The organism is Pseudoalteromonas sp. CO342X (assembly GCF_004208915.1).
In the GTDB taxonomy this organism is placed as follows: Bacteria; Pseudomonadota; Gammaproteobacteria; order Enterobacterales; family Alteromonadaceae; genus Pseudoalteromonas; species Pseudoalteromonas maricaloris.
Genome location: NZ_SGPH01000016.1, coordinates 86914 through 111152, shown reverse-complemented (window position 1 = coordinate 111152; position 24239 = coordinate 86914). Strand labels below are relative to the sequence as shown.

Genomic DNA, 24239 nt, shown 5'->3' with positions numbered 1-24239 from the left:
TCAGTATGACTACTCAAACGTTAAACGGCTCAAATCCTGATTCTCCACTAATGCTTTGAGGATATCCGGTGATAGCTCTACTCGTTTGCATGCCAGCCATCACAGCAGCTTCAACACAACCTGCATTGACACCGGTTTTAATCCAATCTCCGGTAATGTAGAGGTTTTCGAAGATGCTGCCATCCGTAGGCAGTCGAAATTGACTGCTATCAACAACACTTAACACATAACGCTCACTGGGGTCGACATTCACCCTCCAATACTGAGTATTGAACCTAACTTCGCCTTCCTTATTATCAACATCAAACAATACGTTCCAATCGAAGTCGTCACCATGATAAGCCTCTGGCCACAGTGGCTGCATCTGTAATCTAAGCTTTTGCAATGCGTTTTCTTTTACCTGAGCTTTCATGCGTTCAGGAAACTCATGATCGCTCGGAGGTGGATAATCTGCGCAGGTAAAAGCACTACAAAAGTAGGCAATGTTCTTAGGCTGAGTATTTGGCCAATCTTCAACCTCAAGTAAATTAGACATCGCAGCCCAAGTATCAAAGGGTTGAGAAAATGCGCTTAATATTGGTGGCTCATTACTGCCAGAAGGGTCGTGAAAACCCAGTTCATTGTCAGTTTTAGTGAGCCACAACTGTAAAGCTTGAGTCGCAACAGTTTTGACCTTTTCGGCTTGCAACTTTAAGTTGTTATCTTTAGCCAATAATTGCTGACAAAGTGGCTCAAGACCTGCCACTGAGATCCCAAAAATCACTAAATCGAAATCAGTACCTTTATTTAGTGTTTTTCTCGGCAACCTCTGTCCAAATGCTTGTTGGTAAACCGTCTCCCAATTAGACCAGTAAGACTCTAGGTTAATCTCATGTTCTTTAAGTAGTGCTACTTGCTGCGGGTCAATTTGTTGCCACAATGGAGAGCTTGGCCAACATGGCAAGTCTTTGACTAATTCTAGAGGCTCGTAATTTTGCGTCTCTTTTAGTTTAACCTGTTGAATTAATTGAATACTATCAACATAATGGCCATCATCATCCTGTGCACAGTGTAACGATTCAACCTGATGAAAAAACGCAAACTTAACGCCTCGATGTTTGAGCAGCTCATAGATAGGAGAGAAAATAATATCTCCCATCCCGGCTTGCATTTTCCACATCACACCACCGCGATAACACAGCATAATCCGAAGCATAGCCAAAGCCGCAACTCCCGCTTCGACATTCGGCTTTTTAAAATCACCGTCCTCATAGCCAAAAACGAGGTCATAAAAGCCGCGGACAGGCGCAGACTCCACAGACAGCGATTCATTTGCGCCATTGCGCTTGAGCCACTGTTTAAAATCGTATCGATCAAGATAACCAAACCCTCGTGAATAGACTTTGTCACGGAGCATGCCTATGGTCATCGCAACACCTAAATCTATACATATATACAGACGTCTAATGACAGGGTTGTCATCAATTAAGTCGTTTACTTCAGACTGCAACCAACGCCTAATTTTTCGAACCATATACCAAACAACTAAGTGATCTTTCTTATTCTCTAAACGATGATCAGCTTCACGCACCGTCAAAAAATTACTGAGTTGCGTTATTAACAGCTTTGGTGTGGATACAACCTCTTGAACATGGTTTTCTGCGTCATCAAATAAGGTCTTGGCTTTATCTTCGACACTATCAAAAAAGCTTTTAACTTCCTGTCCCAAGTGAGCAAGCAGCGTTTTATCTCTTTCTTTTTTAGTTTTGAGTTGCGTGGATTTGTGGGTTTTCTCAACTTCACACTCCAAATCATCAACCCACTTGTGTAGCCAAGCCGCAAGTAATTTTAAAATCTGCCAAAAATGTAAATCGAGAGTGCCATTTGCTGGATTACCTGGGATCTCAGGGAAATCTACTGACCAAGTTTGCCATTGCTGGTCGATATATTCTTGCAACACGACCAAACTATGCGGTTTTAGTGCTTGTTGCCAAGTGTGAATGGGGATATCACTTGAGCGCTCAAGCTTATTATAAACTGTCTCAATAGCCCTAAAAGAATTGACATAGGCACCAAACCAAACGTGAAGACCATGCTCTTCAATACGGTTGCCGTATTCAGCATTCCGACCACTCGCCCCTTTGCCTCCCAAACGCCAACCTTGCTGATAAACGGTAATATCATAGCGCTCTTGCCAATCTTCTTGTTCAGTCATGTATACCGCAGCTGTCATCGCCGAAACGCCGCCGCCAAGTATTGCTACTTTTTGTTTACTCATAAGCCTTCCTTTTTCAAACGTGTTGACGAGCAACACCTAAAGCCACATAGGAAGACAACTAAACATGCAAATATCGCTTTAGTAAAAATCGTGTTTTTTTATGCCACAAATACACTAACGATGGAGATTAGCCATACTCTGAGCACTGGAAACAATTTCTTCCACACCTGCCTGATCGAAGTCCATTTTCACAAAGTAAGGTAGTTTGACCTCGCTTTTGCCTAATGGAATGCCAAACATTTTATCGAGTGGAAACGCATCTATTCGTTGTAGATTCAGGCTTAAGTCATCTTTGATAAAACCAATTTTGTGGATTTTCTTCACCTCAGAAGGGGAATGTACCACTGCCGAATATACAGACTTCTCGGCATAGCCATCTGGGAACTGCTTAAATAATATTTGATCCATTTGTGGGTGGGTAAAACCCGATAAGAACTGTTTAAGAAATTGGCTATCGACGTTTAAATCAGACACTGAATCTTTGAAAAGCTCAGCAATTTCTTCACCCACTTCCAACACTTCTTTTAGCCATGACTCCCCGTCATCCTCAGGTTCAATGGATAACAATTCATGCCATGCCATTTTGACGTTGGGATCAAATTCCTTAAAGGTCTCCAGAGAGAGGGAAAAGCTCAGTGGGTCGCCAAAGTTATCAGGCATTTCGTAGCGACATAAATATTTGTTGTAGCCCCATATTTCTCGACCATTTATCAGCGCGTTAATGTTGTTGACAGAGATAAACGCAGGATACCAATACAGATGCTCTGCTTTTAACGTTTCGAGATTGACTTGCAGAATTGGTAACCAGACAATGACATCGGTTTCTTGCATATATCCATAATTACTAAATGGCGGCACTTTTGATGCGATATTTTCAATATCCGTAAAGGTCAATAAGCACCAATCCGTTAAAGCCCTGAATACAAATTCACTACTAGAAACCGAATTCAGCGTTTTATCAACATAGGCTTGGATTGTTGATTTCTTTCCTTTGACAAAGAAGCCATACATTTGTGCATTTAGCATTCTACATGGAGGTTTGGCGATCGGATTACTATAAAAATGTTGATAATCAGGCAACTCGGGATACATCTTTCACTCCTTAAAGTATGATAAGTTAGTGTTTAGTGTAGTTCGCTCAAGCCGCTTTTGCGTATGTTGTTACGAAAACTCCGCCTCTCGTTGCACAACCTCGATATAGTTGCGTGCCTCTCGCTGGCAAAAATACTGATAATGCGAGTATGCGTACTCATCATAGTTACCCGAGAGCTTGTTCATAAAACCGTGTAAATATCGCGTTCGGATACAATCCAGCCCTTTTTTATCTTTTAACTGTTCTATAACGGGCTCAACGTCAAAATGAGATTCAACTTGAGCAAAGAAGATAGACACATCGCAACTAGGCTTAATATTTAGATGATTACGTATTTGGCTGGGATAAAATGCGATAAGCTGCTCAACAGAGTGAGATGCACCTTGTTCAGACAATGCAATCCACGCTGCAGCTCCGCCTGCACTAAAGCCAATAATAAGTTTTGGTTTGTATTCAGAAATCGCTGCTGATACTTTGTCAGCATATAAACGATGACCACACTGCGCCAAAAACAGCTCATAACAATCCGACTCAGAGACACTGTTTGGTTCTTCTATAAATGGTGAAAGCACCTGCACGCCACTTCCAAGTGATTTAGCAAAACGATCAATATGATCCGTATAACCGAAAATATCGGTAACGATTAATATAGCCATCGGTTTTCCTTATTAATAATTTATAGTTATTGACTTGTATGACTTTCCTTGCCATACGGCCTTATCTACTTATATTGGATTAACGCGCTGCAATCAAACTCTATATTCAATCGCTTGACAAAGCTTTAACTAGCACGTTTTTACCCAAAACTAAAACCTCTTTTAAAGCTAGCATACCGCCAACCTCTGTAAACATTAAATACAAATTAAATAAACATTAATTTAATCATCAATATCGCAAACAATGCTAAGCTTATTGTAAGTTCAGCAAGAGTGACCCAATTTGATCAAAATCATCTTACTCCTCTTCATTGCCTTCCAATCCAGTTTCGTATTTGCAAAACAAATAACTTGGATTGCGATAGACTTCGCGCCTTATTATATCCTTTCTGATGATTTGGAGGGACAAGGACGGGACGAGTTATTGATAAAACTCATCCAACAACAGATGCCCGACTACACCTTCAATTATAAAGTGTTCCCCGCATCGAGGGCGATACATGAGCTCTCTAATTTCAACAACCAATATTGTATGATCTCCCTCTATAAAACACCCGAGCGGCAAAGACATATCGCTTTTAGTGATGAGTATTCCACCATTGGATTGTCAACCTCTGCCGCACTAAGGAAAGATGTCGCACAGTCGCTTGGCATTACCAACAGCGCAATTGATTTGGAAAAGCTCGTAACTGAGCACGGGCTAACCGTAGGTGTGGCGGCAAACCGGTCGTTTGGTCATGAAATTGATGCGTTATTGGCGAGTTTGCCTACCAAGCAAGTGCTTGTAAGACCAGGAAGAGATACATTAGAGAGTTTGACTATCATGCTGCTCAAAAAAAGAGTCGACGTGATACTCGGATACCCAAGCGAACACCACTACCACAAATTGCATGTTGATAAGCAAGATGAATTGACACAAGTCAGATTGAGTATCGCCTCGCAAATAACTGCTGGATATGCAGGCTGTAATAACAATGCGATTGGTAAGGAACAGATCGCTGCAATTAGCGAAGCGTTAAAACAAGCCCATAAAAACGAGCAGTTTAGACTGGCTATGTCTCGTTGGTTACCAGAGCAATTTCAGCCACAGCTAGCTAGTATTTTTAAAAACTAACTTTCTGAAACTGATATTGCGTTTTAAAAGTGGACTCCACCTAGAATATAAAGCGCAGCACCACGTATGTAGAAACACGTGGTGCTAGTAGAGATTACTTACGAATACCTTCCAAGTGCAAACCGATGGTAACGTGCGTTGATGCCGGACCTAGATCATAATCAATGTCATAATCAGCAAGTTTTAACTGGGTTTCGCCTTCAAAGCCAACTCGGTATCCACCCCAAGGATCTTTACCTTCGCCCACTTTTTGAATATCAAACTCGATATTCTTTGTTACCCCATTGAGTGTAAAGCTTCCTTTTACCTTCGCATTTGTATCATCGCTAAAAGTAATCGAGTTACTCTTAAAAGTCGCCTTAGGATTTGCTTTAACGTTTAAGAAATCATTACCGCGCAAATGCTTATCACGCTCTGCATGGTTCGAATCAACAGAAGCAGTATCGATCACTACATTGATTTTTGATGCATTTGGATTTTTTGCATCATAGCTGAAGTCGCCTTCGAAGCTATTAAATCGACCATGCAACCAGCTGTATCCTAAATGTTTAATTTTAAAGTTTACAAAGGCATGTGCACCTTTAGTATCAATTACATAATCCGCAGCATTTACTCCGGCCGATAAGGTCATAGCCGCCATGCTTAATGCAATGATTGTTTTTTTCATGTTTTAATCCTCAACTTTTGTAGCGTTTGGTACCTTGAGCATGCGAACTAAGGTACGATCTCTATTAATAAAGTGGTGTTTTAGCGCTCCCACAATGTGTAGCGCTACTAATCCAATGAGCCCCCAAGCAATGTAAAAATGCACAGTGCCTGCAATATCACTTTGTTCTTCAAACAGCTCTCCAATACCCGGAACAGAAAACCAGTTAAATACCTCGATTGCTCTGCCATCCGAGGTAGAGATTAAGTAACCTGTGACAAACAGCCCAAACAAGCCAAGATACAAAACGATGTGAACGACATGCGCTATTATGTTTTGCAATTTGTCCATGGGAGTGGCTTCGCTTTCGGGCTTCACTTTAGAGTTAGTGAACTTCCAAACCAGCCTAAGTACTATCAAAGCTGCTAGCAGTATCCCGATGCTTTTGTGAATGTGTAAGCCGTCACGGTAGAAAGGATCGTAATAACTGAGTTCAACCATGTACAACCCAAGACCAAACATGCCAAATACCACAAGCGCACTGAGCCAATGAAAGATGATGGCTAACAAACCATAGTTTTGTGATGTATTTTTAAACATAATATTCAGCTAATAAAACTCATTCTCAATAAGAGTAAGCTTATACGCTAAAAGTTCAGAGAGAAAGCCATAAATTTAGCGTCAGATTGTGCATATATGCACACAAAAAAGGCGCTTCATAATACAAGCGCCTTGAGTCGGGGGGAGTGTAAACTAATTTTTATAGAAGTAGCTGTCCTTGGTAATGCTAATCTTGGCATCTTGCTGCGACTCTATCGTGAATTGGATTGGAGTCCGTTTACCTTTTAGCTCATAGCCATCAGCGGTGACCGTTACAGGGATTAATGCCATGTCACCGCCAGCAATATGCGTTGTCATTGGGGCTGTTAATTTCGCATCTGGTAGCCCCTTTAAGCTCACGGTGTAAGTTAAATCATGCTGTGTTTTGTTTATGACACTTAAGGTGTATGGGTTCTCGACTAATCCCTCATAATTAACACGATAAAGCGCATTACGGTCGCGAATGACAGAAGCTTCTATTGGTGTACGATTAAATGCCCAAATCACCATAGTGACTACTATCATTACAGTGATAGCACCATAACCCACTATTTTTAACCTAAATGGATTCGACTTTTTACCCGCTTGTTGATGCTCACTTTGATACTTAATCAAATCTGGCTGATAGCCGAATTTATTCATCGTTTCGTTACACGCATCGATACATAAACCACAGTTAATGCATTCGTATTGCAAGCCATTACGAATATCAATACCAGCAGGGCAAACTTCAACACATAAATTACAGTCTACACAGTCGCCGAGTCCCAGCTGTTTTGGGTCTTCTTTGCGTTTACGACGACCCCTATTTTCACCTCGTTCACTATCATAGGTGACGACTAACGTATCTTTGTCAAACATAACCGATTGGAAACGAGAATATGGACACGCCACAGTACACATTTTTTCTCGTAGAAAGCCTGCGTTTCCATAGGTACAAAGTGCGAACAAAAATACCCAGAAGGAAGTAAGGCCAGTCCACTCAAGCGTAAACATGTCTAGATACAGCTCTTTTGCAGGTATAAAATAGGCCATAAATGAAGTGGCAGTAAACACCGAAATTATCAACCAAATAGCGTGTTTGGCCGTTTTCTTAGCGACTTTTTTGCTATCCCAGTTTGATTTGTCCAACTTTATTCTTTGGTTGCGAGTCCCCTCCACTCGGTGCTCAACCCAAGTGAACATCAGCATCCAAATTGTTTGTGGGCAAGTATAACCACACCACACGCGACCCAGCCAAGTCGTGACAAAGAATAAAGCAAAGGCACCCACCATAAAAATCCAGGCTAGAATCATAAAGTCTTGAGGGAGAAAGGTGGCACCAAATATCCTAAATTGCTGCTTACCAAAATCAAGCAAGATGGCCTGCTGCTCGTTGTACGGGATCCAAGGAATGAGAACGAAAGTTAACATTAAAAACCAGCCAAGGTTTCTTCTTATTTTTTGGAAAAAACCTTTTTGCTCTCTGACGTAAATAGGCCCTTCTTGTTTATAGGGCTTAATGATCATGTCTTCTTCTTTGATATCAAACTTCATGTTATTTGCTACATTGGTAATACACGAGTTTGATATTGCAACTTTCAGACCAATCTGAAAGTTTATAACGCATTGATTTTTATTGCATTTGTTTTTATGGCATTTTCAATATCGCGAAATATCACGGATAGACGCGAAATATCACGAAAGTTTAGCAATTTTTAGTTTTTTCATTTTCGACCTTAGCGTACTTTCGGGTAGCCCTAACTTATCAGCCGCCCCGTTGCTGCCAGCGATCTTCCAGTTACTTATTTCTAGCACTCTTAATATGTGCTCAGCTTCCGCTTGCGCTAAAGTCAGCTCACCATCTTCAGATTTATGCTGTTCAGTAGCGTTAAGTGCTTGAGATAAATCAAGTAAACGACCTTTAGATAATATCGCTTCGCGCTCCAACACGTTTTGGAGTTCTCGAATATTGCCTGGCCAATCATAACGCTGTAACGCATGAATAGCCTTTTTTGAGATCCCGCGTAGTTGCTTACCCAGCTTTTTGTTGAGCTGCACGATGAGGTTGTTGGCCAATACTGGTATATCCTCTATACGCTCTCGCAGTGCAGGCACTCGAATAGGAAAAACGTTTAAACGATAATATAAATCCATTCTAAACCCTCCTTCTTCGACCATTTTCCATAAATCTCTGTTGGTCGCCGCGACTATCCGTATATCTACTTGAATCGACTTACTTCCCCCTACACGCTCAAACTCTCGCTCTTGTAATACACGTAATAACTTGCTTTGCGCTTCTAGCGGTAACTCACCAATTTCATCTAAAAATATTGTCCCTTTATCCGCCAACTCAAAACGTCCTTTACGTTTTTCATTCGCTCCAGTGAATGCACCTTTTTCATGTCCAAACAATTCAGATTCAATCAAGGTTGGTGAAAAAGCAGCGCAATTTACTTTAACGAAAGGTTGCGATGAACGCTCACTAAGGCGGTGCAGATTTCTGGCAACAAGCTCTTTACCCGTGCCATTTTCCCCTAAAACCAATACCGTACTGTCGGTCTGACTAACCAGCTCTAGCTGCGCCAACATAGCCTGAAATATTGCGCTACTGCCCACCAAACCCGAGTCTTGCCAATTTTCATTTAATGTTTCTAGAAGGTAGGCATTTTCATCTTTAAGTTGCTCAGTAAGTACTTGAACTTTATTTAGCGCCTCTCTTAGGGCATTTTCAGTTTTGTGCTGTTGCGATACATCGCGAAATATCGCGACTGCACCGATAATTTGCTGATCTTTAAAGATTGGGGTTGAGGTATATTCTACGGGAAAGCAACTTCCATCTTTACGCCAGAACACCTCATTGGTTACCTGTCGTGTTTTACCATCAAACATTGTTTTGTAGATGTTACATTCATCGGCTGGATAATCACTCCCATCTGCATGACTATGATGATGGTACTGATGTATTTTTTTCCCCAAAAGCTCATCACTTTGCCACCCAGTCATACGCTCTGCGGCCGGGTTTACAAAAACAGCGTTACCAGAAAGGTCAAAACCATAGATCCCCTCTCCAACCGCATTCAATAATAATTTAGGGTCCGCCAAAAAGTGTTTGATAATAGACATAGCAATCCTCGCGATATTTCGCGAGCATTATATAACCATAGCTTTTTATTGTCAGCCATGAGTTTTGCTTAATAATCAGCATCGTCACAACAAACATGCATTTTTCACCCATGAAAGTGTAAAATGAGAGAAAGCTTATAACTTGAGTAACTGCGTGGACAAATCAACTTATATTCCCAGCGCGTTTCTGGACGACATAAAAACCTACTTACCAGATCACCTTAGCATCGAAGACTTTATAGATAAGTGCCAGTCTCCTTTACGCCGAGCAGTCAGAGTCAATACCCTAAAAATGTCCATCACGGAATTTTTAACCTACTGCGAAAAAAGTGATTGGCAGGCAGAGCCGATCCCTTGGTGTGAGGAAGGGTTTTGGATATCAAGAAGTGAACAAGAAGAAACTAATCTTGCTATCGGCAACACAGATATCCATTTAAGTGGCTGCATCTATGTCCAAGAAGCAAGTTCTATGTTGCCGCCAACAGCACTGAAATCGACTATCTGCAGTGATGATATTAATTTGGATATGGCGTCAGCACCGGGTTCGAAAACTTCGCAACTCGCAGCTTATATGGATGGACGCGGCGTACTAATCGCTAATGAGCTATCGTCATCTCGACTCAAAGCGCTTGCAGCAAATATGAAACGTATGGGCATACGGAATGTTGCGTTGTCTCACTTTGACGGCTGTATCTTTGGCGATTATATGCATGAATGTTTTGATAACATCTTGCTTGATGCGCCATGCTCTGGAGAAGGCACTGTTAGAAAGGACCCAAACGCCCTTAAAAACTGGTCAATTGAGTCTAATGTTGAAATTGCACAAGTGCAGAAGCAACTGATAGACAGCGCATTTCAAGCCTTAAAGCCAGGTGGTACCTTAGTGTATTCAACTTGCACATTAACACCGTTGGAAAATCAGCAAGTATGCCAACACCTCATTGATAATTATCCTCAAGCAGTAGCAGTCGAAAACCTGTCGACCTTATTTGAAGGTGCTGAAAAAGCAACAACGTCCGAAGGATACTTGCATGTGTGGCCTCAGCTATATGATAGCGAAGGGTTTTTCATTGCTCGATTTAAGAAGTTACACTCTGTTGCCGTTAAAAACCCAAAACAGAAAAAAGGGGCTTTCCCTTTTGAAGAACTAGACAAGAAAACCACTCAACTATTGTTATCCGCCCTAAAAAAACAGTTTGGTATTGCCCAACTTGACGGTAAGTTGATGCAGCGCGATAAAGAGGTGTGGCTATTTCCTGACAACTTTGAAGCAATCCAAGATAAGATCAAATATTCTCGTATAGGGATTTTAATCGGTACTACCCATAAAAACGGGGTAAGATTAGAGCATGAGTTTGCCACTACTTTCGGTCACTTAGCGTCTAAAAACACTTTAGCACTAACAAAAGAGCAAGCAAAAGATTACTTTAATGGCAAGGATATACGCCTAGATGAAGTTACCAAACTAACGGGAGAGGTGATCCTCACACTATGTGGCAGTGCCATCGGGTTAGGAAAATGGCAAAAGAATAAAGTTAAAAACAGTTTGCCTCGGGATTTAATTAAAGACGGCCTGTTGATAACTTGGGTATAACCTGAATATACCCTTTTGATATTTTTAAGACCAATTATGAATATAAAGAACAACTCTTTGTTTTATATAAACTTAATAAATCATTCATTTATTTGTAAAAAGAATGAAAGGTTAACTAAACTTAACAGTACTTTCTACTTCTCCCTACAGTCTTAGAAGGTGTTTTTAGTTAGCGCACGGCTCAATCTTGAGCCTTTCCCTAGGCCCAGAACTTAGCAGGTAAGTTTCTGGGCGTTTTTTTATCAGTTAACCAGAGGCTAATTAGGTCAACATTTCGAGTTCTGTGATGATCTGCATCGCTGCTTCATTACTGTCACCGCACACATCTTCCATGGCCTTAAATTGCAAACACACTTGTGGGCGCTCTGGCTGGTTAAACAGTTTACACAGATTATTTTCATCTAGTTGAATACACCGCTCCCCCGCAGCTTTACCATTTGGCATACCGGGAATGGGTGTTGAAATACTTGGTGCTATACAACAAGCGCCACAACCAAGCCTACAATCCATTCTGTTTCTCGCAATTTTGACAATAAGTGGTGCATTTTATCGAAAAATCGACTACACGTAAAAGCATCAATCGCTTTTAAGAATGTAACGATAAATTTAGGTACGCAAAGCTTTGTTACATATTCAGTCTGGATTTAAACACCTCGACATAATTATTCGCGTATTCTTAAGCTTATCGATGATCTAGAGCCGTTAATCTGGGTCATTAAAAATCATTCAACAGGAAGGATTTTAACGTGGCTAGTAAAAAACAAATAATTCTACCAATTGCCGTTCTTGCGGTGGGAATTGCAGCGGCTGTTGCCATGTCTGCAATGAAACAACCTCCAGAAGAGAAGAAAGAAGAAATAGTACATCCTCTCGTACAGGTTCAACCTATTCATATTGACCAAGTTAAGCTTAACGTATCGTCATACGGTATCGTGATGCCAAAATACAGTACTGAGCTTGTTGCTCAGGTCAGTGGTCAAGTTATTTCATTGTCTGACAAGTTTGTCAAAGGTGGCTTTGTCAAAGAAGGCGACGTGCTTGCTCGCATCGACCCGAATGACTATGAAGCGTCGCTGATTGAAGCTGAAGCGGCTTTAGCACAAGCCAGCTCAGCGCTAGAAATAGAACAAGCTCAGGTGCAAGTAGCAAAAGCAGAATGGCAAAGGATTAAAGCAAACGCTAACGAAAAAATACCTTCCGAGCTCTATTTAAGAAAACCTCAGCTCGCTGAAAAGTTAGCAAGCTTTAAAGCGGCGCAGGCTGCAGTGAAAAGAGCGAACCGAAATTTGGAGCGTACTTACATCAAAGCGCCCTACGATGCGATTATAGAGTCTCGTACGGTAAGCCTTGGTAGTGTAGTCAATCCCGGTAATGGCTTTGGTAAACTCAATGCGACATCTGTTGCGGAAGTACGCCTCCCTGTTGCCGATAATGAATTGAAATACTTACCGCAACAAGGTGTTGGCACCGATGTCGTGATCACAGCAGAAGTCGCTGGTCAACCGATGAGTTGGAAAGGCGAGATCGTCCGCAGTGAAGGTGTTATCGATAACAAAAGTCGCATGACCTACCTTGTTGCTCAAGTCGAACAGCCTTATTACAACAACGCAAAACCACTACGTTTTGGCGCTTATATCAATGCTGATATTCAAGGTTTGTTAGTGCAAAATGCCACTATGCTTCCTCATCACTTAGTGAAAGAAGGTCGTGTTGCAACATTGGATGATGATAACAAGCTGAGCTACAAAAAGGTCAATATTATTAGAGAGTACAATGGCATGGTCGTCGTTGATAACGGCGTTGAGTCAGGCCAACAGCTCATTACTTCAGCACTGGACTACCCTTCTGAAGGGATGCAACTACGTACAGACGATACTCCTTCGCAAAGTGCTAACACCCAATTGGCGCTCAAAGAGGAGTAAGGTTTATGCAGAGTCAAAGCACAGAAAAAGGCTTAATTGCTTGGTTTGCACGTAACCCAGTCGCAGCAAACTTATTGATGATATTTATTATTGTGGGCGGATTGCTTACAGCGTTTTCGATCCGCAAGCAAATGTTTCCACAATACGATAGTAACTGGATAAGTGTTCAAGCTGTGTATCCGGGCGCGGCACCTCAAGAGGTCGAGGAAGGGATCACGATTAAGATCGAGGAATCCATGGAAGGTCTCGAAGGGATCAAACGCTTGATCACCTACTCTAATCGCGGTTACTCGCAAACTTGGATAGAAGTAGACGAGCAGTACAACACCAAAGAGGTACTCGACGAAGTCAAGATGCAAGTAGACTCCGTCTCAACTTTCCCATCAGGAATGGAACGCCCTATTGTACGTCACGACAAGGCAACCCAAGAAGTGATGTGGTTGTCGCTCAATGGCGACTTGAGTCCCCATGATCTTAAAGAGCTTGGTAATCGCATTCATGAAGAAATGCTGTCGTTACCTGGCGTTAACCTTGTACGCTTTGATGGTGGCCTGAACTACGAAATCTCTATTGAGATAAGCCCTGATAAAATGCGCGAATACGGCCTAAGTTTTAGAGCAATTTCGGATGCAGTAAAGAGCTTCTCAGCGAACATGTCTGCTGGCCAAATTCGCTCCGAAAATGGCTATATTTCAATGCGAGTTGAAAACCAAGCCTATCGCGGTGACGAGTTTAGAAAACTCCCCTTACTAACACTACCAGACGGCGCACAGGTTAGCTTAGGCGATGTCGCCACCATTAACGATGGCTTTGAAGAAGGACTGCAATACTCTAAATACAATGGTAAGAACTCACTGGTGTATGAAGTTAGCGCGTCAAAAGACCAAGACATCACCAAAGTTGCTGATATCATTAAGAACTATCTTGAGGCAAAGAAAGGCTCACTGCCACAAGGCGTAGAACTTGAACCTTTTATTGACTTGACCTATTACCTCAATGGCCGCCTTAACATGATGCTAGAAAATATGGCGTTAGGTGGGGTATTAGTTATGCTAATGCTTGCTCTATTTTTACGTGTGCGTTTAGCATTTTGGGTAATGATGGGGTTGCCAGTTAGCTTCTTAGGTGCATTTTTAATGATGCCAATGGGCTATTTAGACGTAACGATTAACTTAGCCTCACTGTTTGCCTTTATTTTGGTGTTGGGGATTGTCGTTGATGACGCGATAGTCGTCGGTGAATCCGCCCATGCTGAAATAGAAAAACATGGTCATAGCCTAGATAATGTCGTTCGTGGCGTAAAACGTGTTGCTATCCCAGCCACTTTTGGTGTGCTTACTACTGTTGCTGCTTTCTTGCCGCAAACATTAGCAACCGGCCCAACGGCAGCATTTTCTAAAGCAATTGGTGGCGTAATAATTCTTTGCTTACTATTCTCTTTGGTTGAATCTAAGCTGGTTTTACCTGCGCATTTAGCAGCGATGAAAGATAAACCAAGCAACCCTAAAAATCCGTTCCACCGCCTCAGGGAAAAAATGGATAGCGGCCTTCAATCTTTCATTGAAAACACGTACCGCCCATTCATTGTGCGCTGTATTCACTACCGCTATACCGTGATCGTTGGCTTTTTAACCATTTTAATTGTCAGCGCGGGGATGTTTGCTGGTGGCTTAGTGAAGTTTGTTGCTAACCCAAAAATCCCACATGATTTTCCACGTATCTCGATTGATATGAACTTATCTTCGTCAGAAAACGCGACGCTTGAGTCAATTCAAAAAATTGAGCAAATGGTACTGAATGTCGACAAAGAAATTGAGGCTGAGTATGGCAAGAAAATGATCCGTGATTACATGGTGAATATGAATGGCCGCACAAGCGCAAATATTATGGTGATCTTGGTTGAACCAGATGCACGCCCAATCGATACCTTTGCACTCAGCGCCCGCTGGCGTGATGCAATGCCTGCACTGCCTGGTGTTAAATCGCTGAACATTCAAGATAGCATCATGAATGGTGGTCGTGATGACGGAGACATTAGCTTTAGATTAGAAGGTAAACACAAAGAAGAGCTCCGCGAAGTCGCACAGAAACTAAAAGACAAGCTAGCAACTATTGAAGGTGTTGGTGATATCAATGACTCTATGCAATCAGCAACCGATGAAGTGCAGCTTGAGCTTAAACCATTAGCGTATAGCCTTGGACTGACGTTGGCGGATGTTGCATCCCAAGTAAACTTCAGTTATTACGGCCTTGAAGCACAGCGTATTTTACGTGATGGTGAAGAGATCAAAGTGATGATCCGTTATCCTAAAGAACACCGTGATGCCATTAGTGACATTCAGGACGTGCGTATTTTAACGCCTCAAGGTGCAGAAGTGCCGTTGGTAGAAGTGGCTGATGTAAAATTGGTTGATGGTGTGAACCGAATTCGCCGCGAAAACGCCAAACGCACGATTAATGTTTGGGCATCAGTTGATACAGAAATCGCACAACCATTTGAGATAGCAAAACAGGTTCGTGACGAATATCTTCCTAGTCTATTAAAGAACTACCCTAGCGTTCAGAGTGCAGTGGCGGGTCGCGTACAAGAAGAAATGGACAGTGTTGCTGAGCAAATTCGTGACTTTGCCCTGTCATTAATGATTATCTTCGCACTACTGGCAATTCCACTACGCTCTTATTCTCAGCCTGTCATCATTATGTCTGTGATCCCATTTGGTGTGGTCGGCGCGGTATTCGGTCATATGATATTGGGAATGACAATGAGTAGTTTGTCGTTCTTTGGTATTATTGCCGTGGCAGGGGTTGTAGTGAACGACTCTTTGGTTATGGTTGATTTTGTCAATAAAGCACGCGAAGAAGGTATCGATTTAAAAGCCGCGGCCGTCGAGGCAGGATGTAAACGCTTTAGAGCAATCTTGCTTACTTCGTTGACCACCTTTATCGGACTTGTACCAATCATTATGGAAACCAGCCTGCAAGCTAAAATTGTCATTCCAATGGCGGTATCGCTTGCGTTTGGTGTGTTGTTTGCCACGGTGATCACCCTAGTACTTATCCCTTGTCAATATGTGGCACTTGAAGATGTTAAACGCGTTGGCCGCAAATGGTTTAAAGGTAAAGGCTCAGCTGATAGCCAACAAACGACACCGGAGCTAAATTCTAATACTCACTAAGTAACAAATTACTAGCCCACAAAAAAGCTCGGAAACTTCCGAGCTTTTTTATTTTTTAATACAGATGTTACTGACTGTAATGCGCAAAAAAGCGCTTTACTCTATCCATTGCAGGCTGTAAATCATCTTTATGTGGTAAAAACACTAATCTAAAATGATCCGCACTGGGCCAATTAAAAGCACGTCCGTGGACAAGTAGAATTTTTTCTTCTTTGAGCAAATCCAGCACCATGCGCTCATCATTCTTAATATTAAACCGCTTTACGTCGACTTTTGGAAACGCATAAAGCGCACCCTTTGGCTTTACACAGCTTATCCCTTCGATATCGTTTAAACCTTTAAACGCAATATCACGCTGCTCATACAAACGCCCACCCGGTTCAATGAGTTGGTCGATGGATTGTATACCTCCAAGCGCTTGTTGAATGGCAAACTGTGCAGGAACATTGGCGCATAATCGCATAGACGCAAGCATTTCTAAGCCTGTGATCAAATCCCGCATCACTGAATGCTTACCACTGATCACCATCCAGCCCATGCGGATCCCGGCCGCACGATAGGTTTTCGCTAAACCATTAAAAGTAATAACCGGGATATCATCACAAAGACTCGCAATTGAAAAATGCTCCGCATCGTCATATAAAATCTTTTCGTAGATCTCATCACTCAGTATTAATAGCTTGTGTTCTCTGGCAACGTTAATTAATGCTTCGAGCAATGCTTTGTCATATACAGCACCGGTCGGATTATTTGGGTTGATCAGCACCAATGCCTTTGTGCGACTCGTGATTTTACGCTTGATATCTTCGATATCTGGAAACCAGTCTTGCTCTTCATCACAAAGATAATGCACTGGATTACCGCCTGATAATTTAACAGCGGCAGTCCATAGCGGATAATCCGGTGCGGGGATCAACACTTCGTCACCATCATTGAGTAAGGCTTGTGCGGTCATTTGGATCAATTCACTGACGCCATTGCCAATGAAGATGTTATCGACACTAATATTAGGAAAACTTTTTTGCTGATAATATTGATACACGGCAACTCTGGCAGAATACAATCCTTTGGAGTCGCAATACCCCTGTGCAGAATATAAGTTTTTTATGATATCTCGGTGCATATCTTCTGGCATATCAAAGCCAAATGCCGCCGGATTGCCAATATTTAATTTGAGGACTTTCATGCCCTCGTCTTCCATTTTTCTTGCTTGATCCAATACCGGACCACGAATATCGTAACTCACCCCGTTGAGCTTATTACTTTTTGTTATTTGTAGCATCTATAACCCCCTCATTTTGCTCAAGCATATATCACAATGCCGTCTAAATTCTATGCTTGTGATAACTTTTTATGCTTCAAAAAAGCAACTTACAAAATGAAGTGATTAGGGTGGGATAAATAAGCGCAATATTAGGTTTCAGAAAATAAAAAAGGCCGTATAAACGACCTCATTTCCGCTCTTTGGCTTATGCTGGATTTAAGACTGTGCACTCACCCACTGCTGCAGTTTCGCTTTTGAACCTGCAACTTGTGCTGCCAGCTTCTCAATAGAATCATCAACAATATCCTGCTCCCCTTGAATAAGGGCATGCTCTATCATCTTTGCTAAATCGCTCAAACTAGCAGCCCCAAACTGAGCAGCATTAGATTTCAAACTGTGAGCATGACGAATGGCAGCTTCTTGATCCTGATTCAAATTCAGCATCAACTCCGATTCTAACCGCTCGAATTCAGAACAACAAAAATGAACCGTATCTTCGAATTGCTCGCCCAGTAACATTTGCATGTTTTCTAGGGCACCTTCATCTATTACGATGCTCATAATTTTCCTTAAATTTAATATTCTATTACTTATGCTAGCCAAATCTGGTTTCTTGTGCAAAGTAAATGCGGGCAAGATATGATAAAATATGACTTATATTGATAAACACCTCATCAAACATGAAACGTAATACCTGTCCAGTCTGTCAGTTTCCCACAAAAACTTGCGTATGCTCCTATATTGGTAACGTGATACCAAATGCGACTCAAGTTATTATCATGCAACACCCAAGCGAAGTAAAAGTCGCCAAGAATACCGCAAAGCTCCTCGCCTTGCAGTTAGGCAGTTTTGCGCTGTATGTTGGAGAAAATACCACTGACTTTGAAGAGTTGATTAACTTCTGCAACGAAAACCATGTTGCACTGCTCTACCCAAACAGCCACGCTAAGGCCTTAACTACAGAGTATAATCACGCTCAAAAGCTTGATGCCATCATCTTATTGGACGGGACTTGGAAGAAAGCCACTAAGCTTTATAACCTCAATCCGTGGCTAAGCAAGTTGCCCAGTTTCCAGTTCGATTCGGTAAATGCGAGTGAATATACTATTCGTAAATCTAAACATGAATACAGTTTATCAACACTTGAAGCGGCAGCTCAATTTCTCGAGATTGTAGATCAATGCGAAACTGCGGATCTCTATAAACTTCAAGCAGGCATGGTGAAAGAACAGATGAAGCGAATGCCTGATGATGTTAAGGCTCGGTATTAAAGGAAGAAAATGCCAAGCTCGAGACTACAGCGCGGATACACTCGCCGAGGACCCGATTATCGATTCGGCGATCAAGTTGATTTCAGTGAAATTAAACAGACCTTTGGCTTTAAAACCATGACCATTGGTCATTGGGTTACGCCCGAAGAAACCCGTTTATCCGCCAATTTAATTTATGATGCCCTCGCAGATCTAGCCCAAATACTACAAGTACCGCCACAGGTCATTGGCCTTCGGGGAACACTTAATTTTGATTTTGGCACAGGCGGTCAACAAGGTGTTCAAGCGCATTACGCAGCAAATACAAGAACACTCGCCTTGGCAAAAAATGCCGGTGGTGGCGCACTTGCCCACGAATGGTGGCATGCATTTGATCACTATATTTGCCAGCATTTAATAACTCAGCCAAAAAAGTCTTTTGCATCATCAGCTTGGTTACTTTCTACCGAAACCGTATCACACCCTCTGAACAATGCTTTAGCAACGTTTTTTGCGCATACCTTTTTAGATGAAGAACATCAACAACCAAATCGGTATTTTCATACCGCCAAGATTGCTGATAGCGCAAACAAACAGATTTATTACGCACTGCCCGAGGAACTCACAGCTCGGATGTTCGAGGCCATTATTGCCTACCACAGCGATATATCAAATTCATTTTTGGCCGCGGGAATTAAAGGTTCAGAGCAAGAAAAACTGGGGATTTACCCAAAGTGCAAACAGAGAGAACGATGCGCTGAGCCCATTTTTCACTACTTCAGCGAACTAGGAAAGATTTTATATCGCCGGCATAAGTGACTTTACCAAGCCAACTCTTAAACTCCGTGAACGGCAACGGACGTGAAATAAAATAGCCCTGTGCAAAGTCGCAGCCATAGGCCTGCAAACGAATGTAGCTATTGATATCCTCAACCCCTTCAGCCACCACCCTTGAGCCTAAACTGTGCGCCATATCACACGTCGCTTTACATATTGTTTGGTTGCTCTTAGATGTCTCAATATCCATCACAAAACTTTTATCAATTTTAAGTTCATCAAATCCAAGTTTACTCAAATATGCAAGCGACGAATATCCAGTACCAAAATCATCAATCGCCACTTTTACGCCGATTGAACGATAATCATCTAACACCCCTTTAAGCTCTGCTTCTTTTCCTATCGTTACAGATTCCGTGATCTCTATCATTATTTGAGAAGGTGCGAGTGATAATTCATTGATAAGCGTAATGAGCTGTACCGACAACTCTCTTCTACTCAAGTCACGACCAGATACGTTGATTGAAATAACGTGCTCAGGCAATAACTTAGTTATCTCGGCTTGATAATGAAGCGCATGTTCAATCACCCATTCGGTGATCTCGTAAATTTGCCCTGAAGACTCCGCAATCGGAATAAATTCATCAGGTGGTATGTAACCTAGTTCAGGGTGAAGCCAGCGCAGTAGCACTTCCGAGCCAAATACCCTGCCAGTCCTGAGATCTACCTGCGGCTGAAAGAATAAACTGAACTGTTCATGTTCTATCGCACTTTTAAGAAACGAGGTGAGCTTTAATTGTCGCTCAGTCGAAATAGAGCTTTCAACATCAAATAGATGCCAACGTTGACCATTGTGTGACTTAGTATTAAGAGCCTGCAGCGCACGCTGGATAAGCTTCTCTGTGGATTTTGCATGCATTGGATAATTCGCAACCCCAACCTCTAGACTATCGACAATCTGCGTGTCTTTATAGCCAACCCCTTCTTCGAATACAGCTGATAAAATACATACATATTGCTCAACTTGACTGACCTCTATTTTACCATCAAGCACGATGGCAAACACTTGGTCTTCTAGGCGGTAAATAGGTGTGTTTCCTTTATTTGCAACGGCAGCGCTACCATAAGTATTGATTTGCTCAGAGACCTCTTTGAATAACTTATTGATGTGCTGATTTGCAAAGGTTAAGCCAAAACTCAGTCTTATTGATGGCAGGATCAGTGGTTTAAAAAGCAACAATGTATGCGCTTTATTTTGCTCCTCAAGCTTAGCGAGCGAACCAAACAGGGCGAATTTATTGGGCAGTGCTGTCTCTTTATCAAACTCAGCATAATGAATATACATACGCCGCTTTTCCGCATCATGCCAAACCACAAACAGTAGTAAGAGCATTAAATGTAGGCTGATCAACACATGGTTTACAATTGATATCTGCTCACTTGGCTGTATTAATTGACTCCCAGCAAAGCCAATTAGTACCGCCACCATAGGAGACCAAATTGCGCAGCAAAAATAGACTTCTTTACGACTGTCTTTATCTTGGCTTACCAAAATCATCGTACTTAATACAATTGCACCAATAACCATTATGGACTGAAGTGCAAACGGTAAATCCACTTTCGCAAACGCCACAACGACACCGATTAGTAAGTAGATATATGCGGTCGTCTTGATGGTTAGCTTTATCTTTCTATCAAGCCTATTTTTAGTAAGGAAATGATGAAAAAACAAAAGGCTGAAGCCGAGTGCAAAACACACAAAGCTGCCACTGTAATGTAAAAAATGAATGCTATTTTGGTAGCTGAAAAAGATATCAGCGAGTCCTTTATGGGTGACGTAAAGGCAGGCTAATGACAGCAAATAACCACCAACCGAAAGCAGGCTTGCGCGTTTCGAAATAATACCGGTACTGAGCATGAAAATACTCAATAAAAACATTACCCCCAGAAACAACCCAGTTAAAAACAGATGAGCATTGGTATCTTCTATATAAACTTCATAAGGATCAATACTCACTCTGGACAAGGAAACATAGGGTGATTGAACTTTAACAATGATCGGCTCAATATGGCTATTTGCATCAATCACCAGATGGGGTGAAAAATGAGATAACGATGTATGATTGTTACTTGCGGGGATTTGAGTTAATTTTCCAATAGGGTCTGTGGTAAAAAACTCCACACTACCCATGGATGGACGTGCGACTGTTAGCACTTGGTCTGACAGATCATCGCGAACGAGGCTTGTGATTCGAAGCCAAACCGCAACGCCCTTTGGAATAATTACCGTTTCTTGCGATACACTAAACTGGGCCTCAGAAAAGTCACCATAGCCTACTGAAATTAAAGGTCTTGCTTCTACAGTTTCTGCGGCCAGCTGCGTTTCAGCAGTAGCCCACATCGCAAAGATGCAACACACAATTATCGTAAACACCAGCGTGGCATACCTAGCAGCGCTAAGCCACATACCCGTTCTCCTTGAGTCACTTTGACGGTGATTTATCAGCCTATTCATTATGCAAAGAACCAAGCGTTAACGTTCAAGAAAAACACCAACTCGAATACATTGGCTATGAGCTTCTCTTTGCAAATCAGGAAGCAACGTCATTCGCGCACTATTACCAGTTGTATTAAGTAAATGATCTATTTTGAAGCAGGGAAATAGCTTTAGTAGCAAGGCAAAAATTTTGCTATTCAGTTGATCTAAATGAGAAATTTTTAACCAAGCTAATATGCTATTTCACCCTTCAAATTGATTAGAGAATTAATTCAATTGGTATAACACCTATTTCACTTTGTCTACTGCAGTCATTCGCATGACGCTTTCGCCGACAACATAAAAAACGCATTACAATAAGTATGGTTTGGATCAAAGCAAATGCAAAAATATTATTGAATTTAAATCGTTATGGCTATTTGATGGGGGAGCAAAAATGTAAAGATGGCATGCCGTTTAGGTAAGTTGAGGGACTAGTCTAGACTCGGAATAACAACTTGTTCTCTAGACGCTGTTATTCCCAAGCTAAGCGTCAGATTTGTTTGTAATAGGCCAACCATTTACACACAAATCCTCTCGCCTACCTATTCAATTAACTGTCGTCACTAATACGCGAAGCAACCGCACTATTTTGATCCTTATATTTAGCGTCTTTACGCTCGTTATAAGGGAATTGCGCAGCACTTGTCATCGTTTCAAAGCTCATCGCACCTATTTTCATATTCGGCCTAAGTGCCAAAGGCAACTTACCTGAGTTATAGAACTCTAATACGATGTTTCCAGACCAACCGGGATCGATACGATGCGCAGTAACATGAACCATTAAACCTAACCTCGCCAGCGACGAGCGGCCATCTAACCAACCAACAAGGTCGGCAGGTAGCGTTACCTTTTCATACGTCATTGCCAGCGCCAGCTCTCCGGGGTGCAAGAAAAACGCTTGGCCATCTTCTAACACAATTTCGTCACTCATGATGGATTCCATCGCGGCATTGATCTGATCTTTAGGACCACTGAGATCAACGTAAGGCGCGGCATGGTCCTGAAACACTCTAAACTTGTTACCCAGTCTTAAATCCACGGTAACGCCTGAAATCATATCTGGCTTAGGTGTAGGTTCGATGATTATGCGTTGTTGTTCAATCGCTTCTCGAATATGGGTATCCGATAATCTCATTCTTAGTCTTCCGTCATCACAATCTCAACACCCGATGTTGAGTCTGATTGGTAATATAACATACTGGCAACCAGTTGGGCACAATCAACATAGTGATCTGCTATACCATGATTGTCAGTCTTACTTTCTGAATTAGGCTCACGGTCTGTGGCAATGATATCTTCGCCCAGCTCCGTTGCTGCTCTGATCTGTTCGTTAAGCGGTACTTCCGCGAGCAGAGGCACACCATAGCGACTCGCCAACGTGGTGCCGCCAGAGTGACCAAAAATATGGTTGCGGCTACCACATTGCTCACAATTGAAGTAACTCATGTTTTCGACCAAACCTAAAATGGGGAGCTGCACTTTTTCAAACATCGCGATGCCCTTCTGTGCATCTGCTAGCGCCAAGGTCTGCGGTGTAGTGACAATCACCGCACCACTGGCTGGCACTTTTTGCGTCATGGTCAGTTGGATATCTCCTGTGCCTGGTGGCATATCAACAATCAGATAATCCAGCTCACCCCAATCCGTTTCATTTAACAATTGAGTAAGCGCTTGAGAAGCCATTGGTCCTCGCCAAACAGTGGCGTCCTCTGCTGGGACCAAAAAGCCGATAGACATGGCTTTAATGCCCGACTTTTCAATTGGTAGTAGGGTTTTATCATCTTTCGCCTGAGGCTTTTCATCCTCAAGAGCCAATAAGCTAGGTAGTGAAGGGCCATAAATATCAGCGTCTAGCACACCGACTTTCGCGCCTTGAGCACGTAGCGCATACGCCAGATTAATCGCAGTGGTAGACTTACCCACCCCGCCCTTACCTGAGGCAACAAGAATAATATGTTTAATGGCTTTAAATTTTGGTCTGCCGACAACGACGACTTTCGATGTCACCTCAACAGGCTTGCCTAAGTGTTGCTGTAGATAATTAGCAACATCTCGGTCGCATTGGATGGCAAATGGAAAATTAATTTGTACTTGAATTTGCGCCTTTGACTCTTGTGTTTTGATCACCCAATTTGCATCAATGCCCACTGGTAATGCGGCACTACGATAGCCATTTAAAAGCTCAATGATTGCCTGTTTGGTGTTTTTTCCCTTGGCAAACCATTTTTCCAGTCCAAACATACAAA

At 42.1% G+C, this 24239-nt stretch carries 19 protein-coding genes; 6 read left to right on the top strand and 13 right to left on the bottom strand.

Annotated elements, in window-relative coordinates; all coding sequences use genetic code 11:
- Window positions 1–13 precede the first annotated feature (13 nt).
- The 3 genes from EXT47_RS07530 to EXT47_RS07520 all read right to left on the bottom strand — a co-directional run bounded on the left by EXT47_RS07530 (window position 14) and on the right by EXT47_RS07520 (window position 4006).
- Entirely contained in the window at window positions 14–2257 is a 2244-nt protein-coding gene (locus EXT47_RS07530; protein WP_130126218.1) for an NAD(P)-binding protein, read from the bottom strand.
- 114 nt (window positions 2258–2371) lie between these two features.
- Window positions 2372–3349 (bottom strand): hypothetical protein, encoded by a 978-nt coding sequence (locus tag EXT47_RS07525; RefSeq protein WP_017218667.1) that lies wholly within the window; start codon window positions 3347–3349, stop codon window positions 2372–2374.
- A gap of 69 nt (window positions 3350–3418) precedes the next feature.
- Window positions 3419–4006 (bottom strand): dienelactone hydrolase family protein, encoded by a 588-nt coding sequence (locus EXT47_RS07520; RefSeq protein ID WP_017218666.1) that lies wholly within the window; start codon window positions 4004–4006, stop codon window positions 3419–3421.
- A 283-nt stretch (window positions 4007–4289) separates the two neighbouring features.
- Between EXT47_RS07520 and EXT47_RS07515 the strand changes: the two genes are divergently transcribed.
- Window positions 4290–5120 (top strand): TIGR02285 family protein, encoded by an 831-nt coding sequence (locus EXT47_RS07515; RefSeq protein WP_017218665.1) that lies wholly within the window; start codon window positions 4290–4292, stop codon window positions 5118–5120.
- Window positions 5121–5214: 94 nt separating this feature from the next.
- Here the strand turns inward: EXT47_RS07515 and EXT47_RS07510 are convergent, their stop codons facing one another.
- From EXT47_RS07510 to EXT47_RS07495, 4 genes are all read right to left on the bottom strand, one after another.
- Entirely contained in the window at window positions 5215–5787 is a 573-nt protein-coding gene (locus EXT47_RS07510) for a YceI family protein (protein ID WP_017218664.1), read from the bottom strand.
- A gap of 3 nt (window positions 5788–5790) precedes the next feature.
- Window positions 5791–6366 (bottom strand): cytochrome b, encoded by a 576-nt coding sequence (locus EXT47_RS07505; RefSeq protein ID WP_039495690.1) that lies wholly within the window; start codon window positions 6364–6366, stop codon window positions 5791–5793.
- 153 nt (window positions 6367–6519) lie between these two features.
- Window positions 6520–7902 carry a cytochrome c oxidase accessory protein CcoG gene (ccoG, locus tag EXT47_RS07500; RefSeq protein WP_039495689.1) on the bottom strand — a complete coding sequence of 461 codons (1383 nt, stop codon included), beginning with the start codon at window positions 7900–7902 and terminating at the stop codon, window positions 6520–6522.
- Window positions 7903–8043: 141 nt separating this feature from the next.
- On the bottom strand, window positions 8044–9471 hold the full coding sequence (locus EXT47_RS07495) for a sigma-54-dependent Fis family transcriptional regulator (RefSeq protein WP_039495688.1): 1428 nt from the start codon (window positions 9469–9471) through the stop codon (window positions 8044–8046).
- A 154-nt stretch (window positions 9472–9625) separates the two neighbouring features.
- Between EXT47_RS07495 and rsmF the strand changes: the two genes are divergently transcribed.
- The gene (rsmF, locus tag EXT47_RS07490) at window positions 9626–11065 is read left to right on the top strand and encodes a 16S rRNA (cytosine(1407)-C(5))-methyltransferase RsmF (protein WP_039495687.1); all 1440 of its coding nucleotides are present in this window, start codon (window positions 9626–9628) and stop codon (window positions 11063–11065) included.
- 261 nt (window positions 11066–11326) lie between these two features.
- Here rsmF and EXT47_RS07485 read toward each other — a convergent pair whose 3' ends face one another.
- The gene (locus tag EXT47_RS07485) at window positions 11327–11575 is read right to left on the bottom strand and encodes a YkgJ family cysteine cluster protein (protein WP_039495686.1); all 249 of its coding nucleotides are present in this window, start codon (window positions 11573–11575) and stop codon (window positions 11327–11329) included.
- Window positions 11576–11811: 236 nt separating this feature from the next.
- On the opposite strand from EXT47_RS07485, the gene EXT47_RS07480 reads away from it, so the two are divergent.
- Both EXT47_RS07480 and EXT47_RS07475 read left to right on the top strand, forming a co-directional pair.
- A complete protein-coding gene (locus EXT47_RS07480) occupies window positions 11812–12987 on the top strand; it encodes an efflux RND transporter periplasmic adaptor subunit (protein ID WP_130126217.1) in 1176 nt (391 codons plus the stop codon).
- 5 nt (window positions 12988–12992) lie between these two features.
- A complete protein-coding gene (locus tag EXT47_RS07475; protein WP_130126216.1) occupies window positions 12993–16163 on the top strand; it encodes an efflux RND transporter permease subunit in 3171 nt (1056 codons plus the stop codon).
- A gap of 67 nt (window positions 16164–16230) precedes the next feature.
- On the opposite strand, the gene EXT47_RS07470 is transcribed toward EXT47_RS07475, so the two are convergent.
- Both EXT47_RS07470 and EXT47_RS07465 read right to left on the bottom strand, forming a co-directional pair.
- On the bottom strand, window positions 16231–17445 hold the full coding sequence (locus tag EXT47_RS07470; RefSeq protein ID WP_069019047.1) for a pyridoxal phosphate-dependent aminotransferase: 1215 nt from the start codon (window positions 17443–17445) through the stop codon (window positions 16231–16233).
- A gap of 198 nt (window positions 17446–17643) precedes the next feature.
- Window positions 17644–17988: an Hpt domain-containing protein gene (locus EXT47_RS07465; protein ID WP_010604592.1), complete on the bottom strand. Its 345-nt coding sequence runs from the start codon at window positions 17986–17988 to the stop codon at window positions 17644–17646.
- Window positions 17989–18107: 119 nt separating this feature from the next.
- Here EXT47_RS07465 and EXT47_RS07460 point away from each other — a divergent pair, with 119 nt between their 5' ends.
- Both EXT47_RS07460 and EXT47_RS07455 read left to right on the top strand, forming a co-directional pair.
- Window positions 18108–18698 (top strand): tRNA-uridine aminocarboxypropyltransferase, encoded by a 591-nt coding sequence (locus tag EXT47_RS07460; protein ID WP_130126215.1) that lies wholly within the window; start codon window positions 18108–18110, stop codon window positions 18696–18698.
- A gap of 9 nt (window positions 18699–18707) precedes the next feature.
- Window positions 18708–19496 carry a CLCA_X family protein gene (locus EXT47_RS07455; protein WP_130126214.1) on the top strand — a complete coding sequence of 263 codons (789 nt, stop codon included), beginning with the start codon at window positions 18708–18710 and terminating at the stop codon, window positions 19494–19496.
- On the opposite strand, the gene EXT47_RS07450 is transcribed toward EXT47_RS07455, so the two are convergent.
- The 3 genes from EXT47_RS07450 to apbC all read right to left on the bottom strand — a co-directional run bounded on the left by EXT47_RS07450 (window position 19456) and on the right by apbC (window position 24234).
- Window positions 19456–21921: an EAL domain-containing protein gene (locus EXT47_RS07450; protein ID WP_130126213.1), complete on the bottom strand. Its 2466-nt coding sequence runs from the start codon at window positions 21919–21921 to the stop codon at window positions 19456–19458. The two genes, EXT47_RS07455 and EXT47_RS07450, sit on opposite strands and share 41 nt — an antisense overlap.
- A 622-nt stretch (window positions 21922–22543) precedes the next feature.
- Entirely contained in the window at window positions 22544–23128 is a 585-nt protein-coding gene (dcd, locus tag EXT47_RS07445) for a dCTP deaminase (protein WP_010371648.1), read from the bottom strand.
- A gap of 2 nt (window positions 23129–23130) precedes the next feature.
- Window positions 23131–24234 (bottom strand): iron-sulfur cluster carrier protein ApbC, encoded by a 1104-nt coding sequence (gene apbC / locus EXT47_RS07440; RefSeq protein WP_130126212.1) that lies wholly within the window; start codon window positions 24232–24234, stop codon window positions 23131–23133.
- Between the last annotated feature and the right edge of the window lie 5 nt (window positions 24235–24239).

Coding starts and splice junctions, on each gene's coding strand:
- dcd (WP_010371648.1), bottom strand. CDS start 23,128: ATGAGATTATCGGATACCCATATTCGAGAAGCGATTGAACAACAACGC.
- EXT47_RS07465 (WP_010604592.1), bottom strand. CDS start 17,988: ATGAGCATCGTAATAGATGAAGGTGCCCTAGAAAACATGCAAATGTTA.
- EXT47_RS07455 (WP_130126214.1), top strand. CDS start 18,708: ATGCCAAGCTCGAGACTACAGCGCGGATACACTCGCCGAGGACCCGAT.
- EXT47_RS07525 (WP_017218667.1), bottom strand. CDS start 3,349: ATGTATCCCGAGTTGCCTGATTATCAACATTTTTATAGTAATCCGATC.
- EXT47_RS07520 (WP_017218666.1), bottom strand. CDS start 4,006: ATGGCTATATTAATCGTTACCGATATTTTCGGTTATACGGATCATATT.
- EXT47_RS07495 (WP_039495688.1), bottom strand. CDS start 9,471: ATGTCTATTATCAAACACTTTTTGGCGGACCCTAAATTATTATTGAAT.
- EXT47_RS07460 (WP_130126215.1), top strand. CDS start 18,108: ATGAAACGTAATACCTGTCCAGTCTGTCAGTTTCCCACAAAAACTTGC.
- EXT47_RS07475 (WP_130126216.1), top strand. CDS start 12,993: ATGCAGAGTCAAAGCACAGAAAAAGGCTTAATTGCTTGGTTTGCACGT.
- EXT47_RS07530 (WP_130126218.1), bottom strand. CDS start 2,257: ATGAGTAAACAAAAAGTAGCAATACTTGGCGGCGGCGTTTCGGCGATG.
- EXT47_RS07450 (WP_130126213.1), bottom strand. CDS start 21,921: ATGTGGCTTAGCGCTGCTAGGTATGCCACGCTGGTGTTTACGATAATT.
- EXT47_RS07485 (WP_039495686.1), bottom strand. CDS start 11,575: ATGGATTGTAGGCTTGGTTGTGGCGCTTGTTGTATAGCACCAAGTATT.
- EXT47_RS07505 (WP_039495690.1), bottom strand. CDS start 6,366: ATGTTTAAAAATACATCACAAAACTATGGTTTGTTAGCCATCATCTTT.
- EXT47_RS07470 (WP_069019047.1), bottom strand. CDS start 17,445: ATGCTACAAATAACAAAAAGTAATAAGCTCAACGGGGTGAGTTACGAT.
- EXT47_RS07510 (WP_017218664.1), bottom strand. CDS start 5,787: ATGAAAAAAACAATCATTGCATTAAGCATGGCGGCTATGACCTTATCG.
- apbC (WP_130126212.1), bottom strand. CDS start 24,234: ATGTTTGGACTGGAAAAATGGTTTGCCAAGGGAAAAAACACCAAACAG.
- ccoG (WP_039495689.1), bottom strand. CDS start 7,902: ATGAAGTTTGATATCAAAGAAGAAGACATGATCATTAAGCCCTATAAA.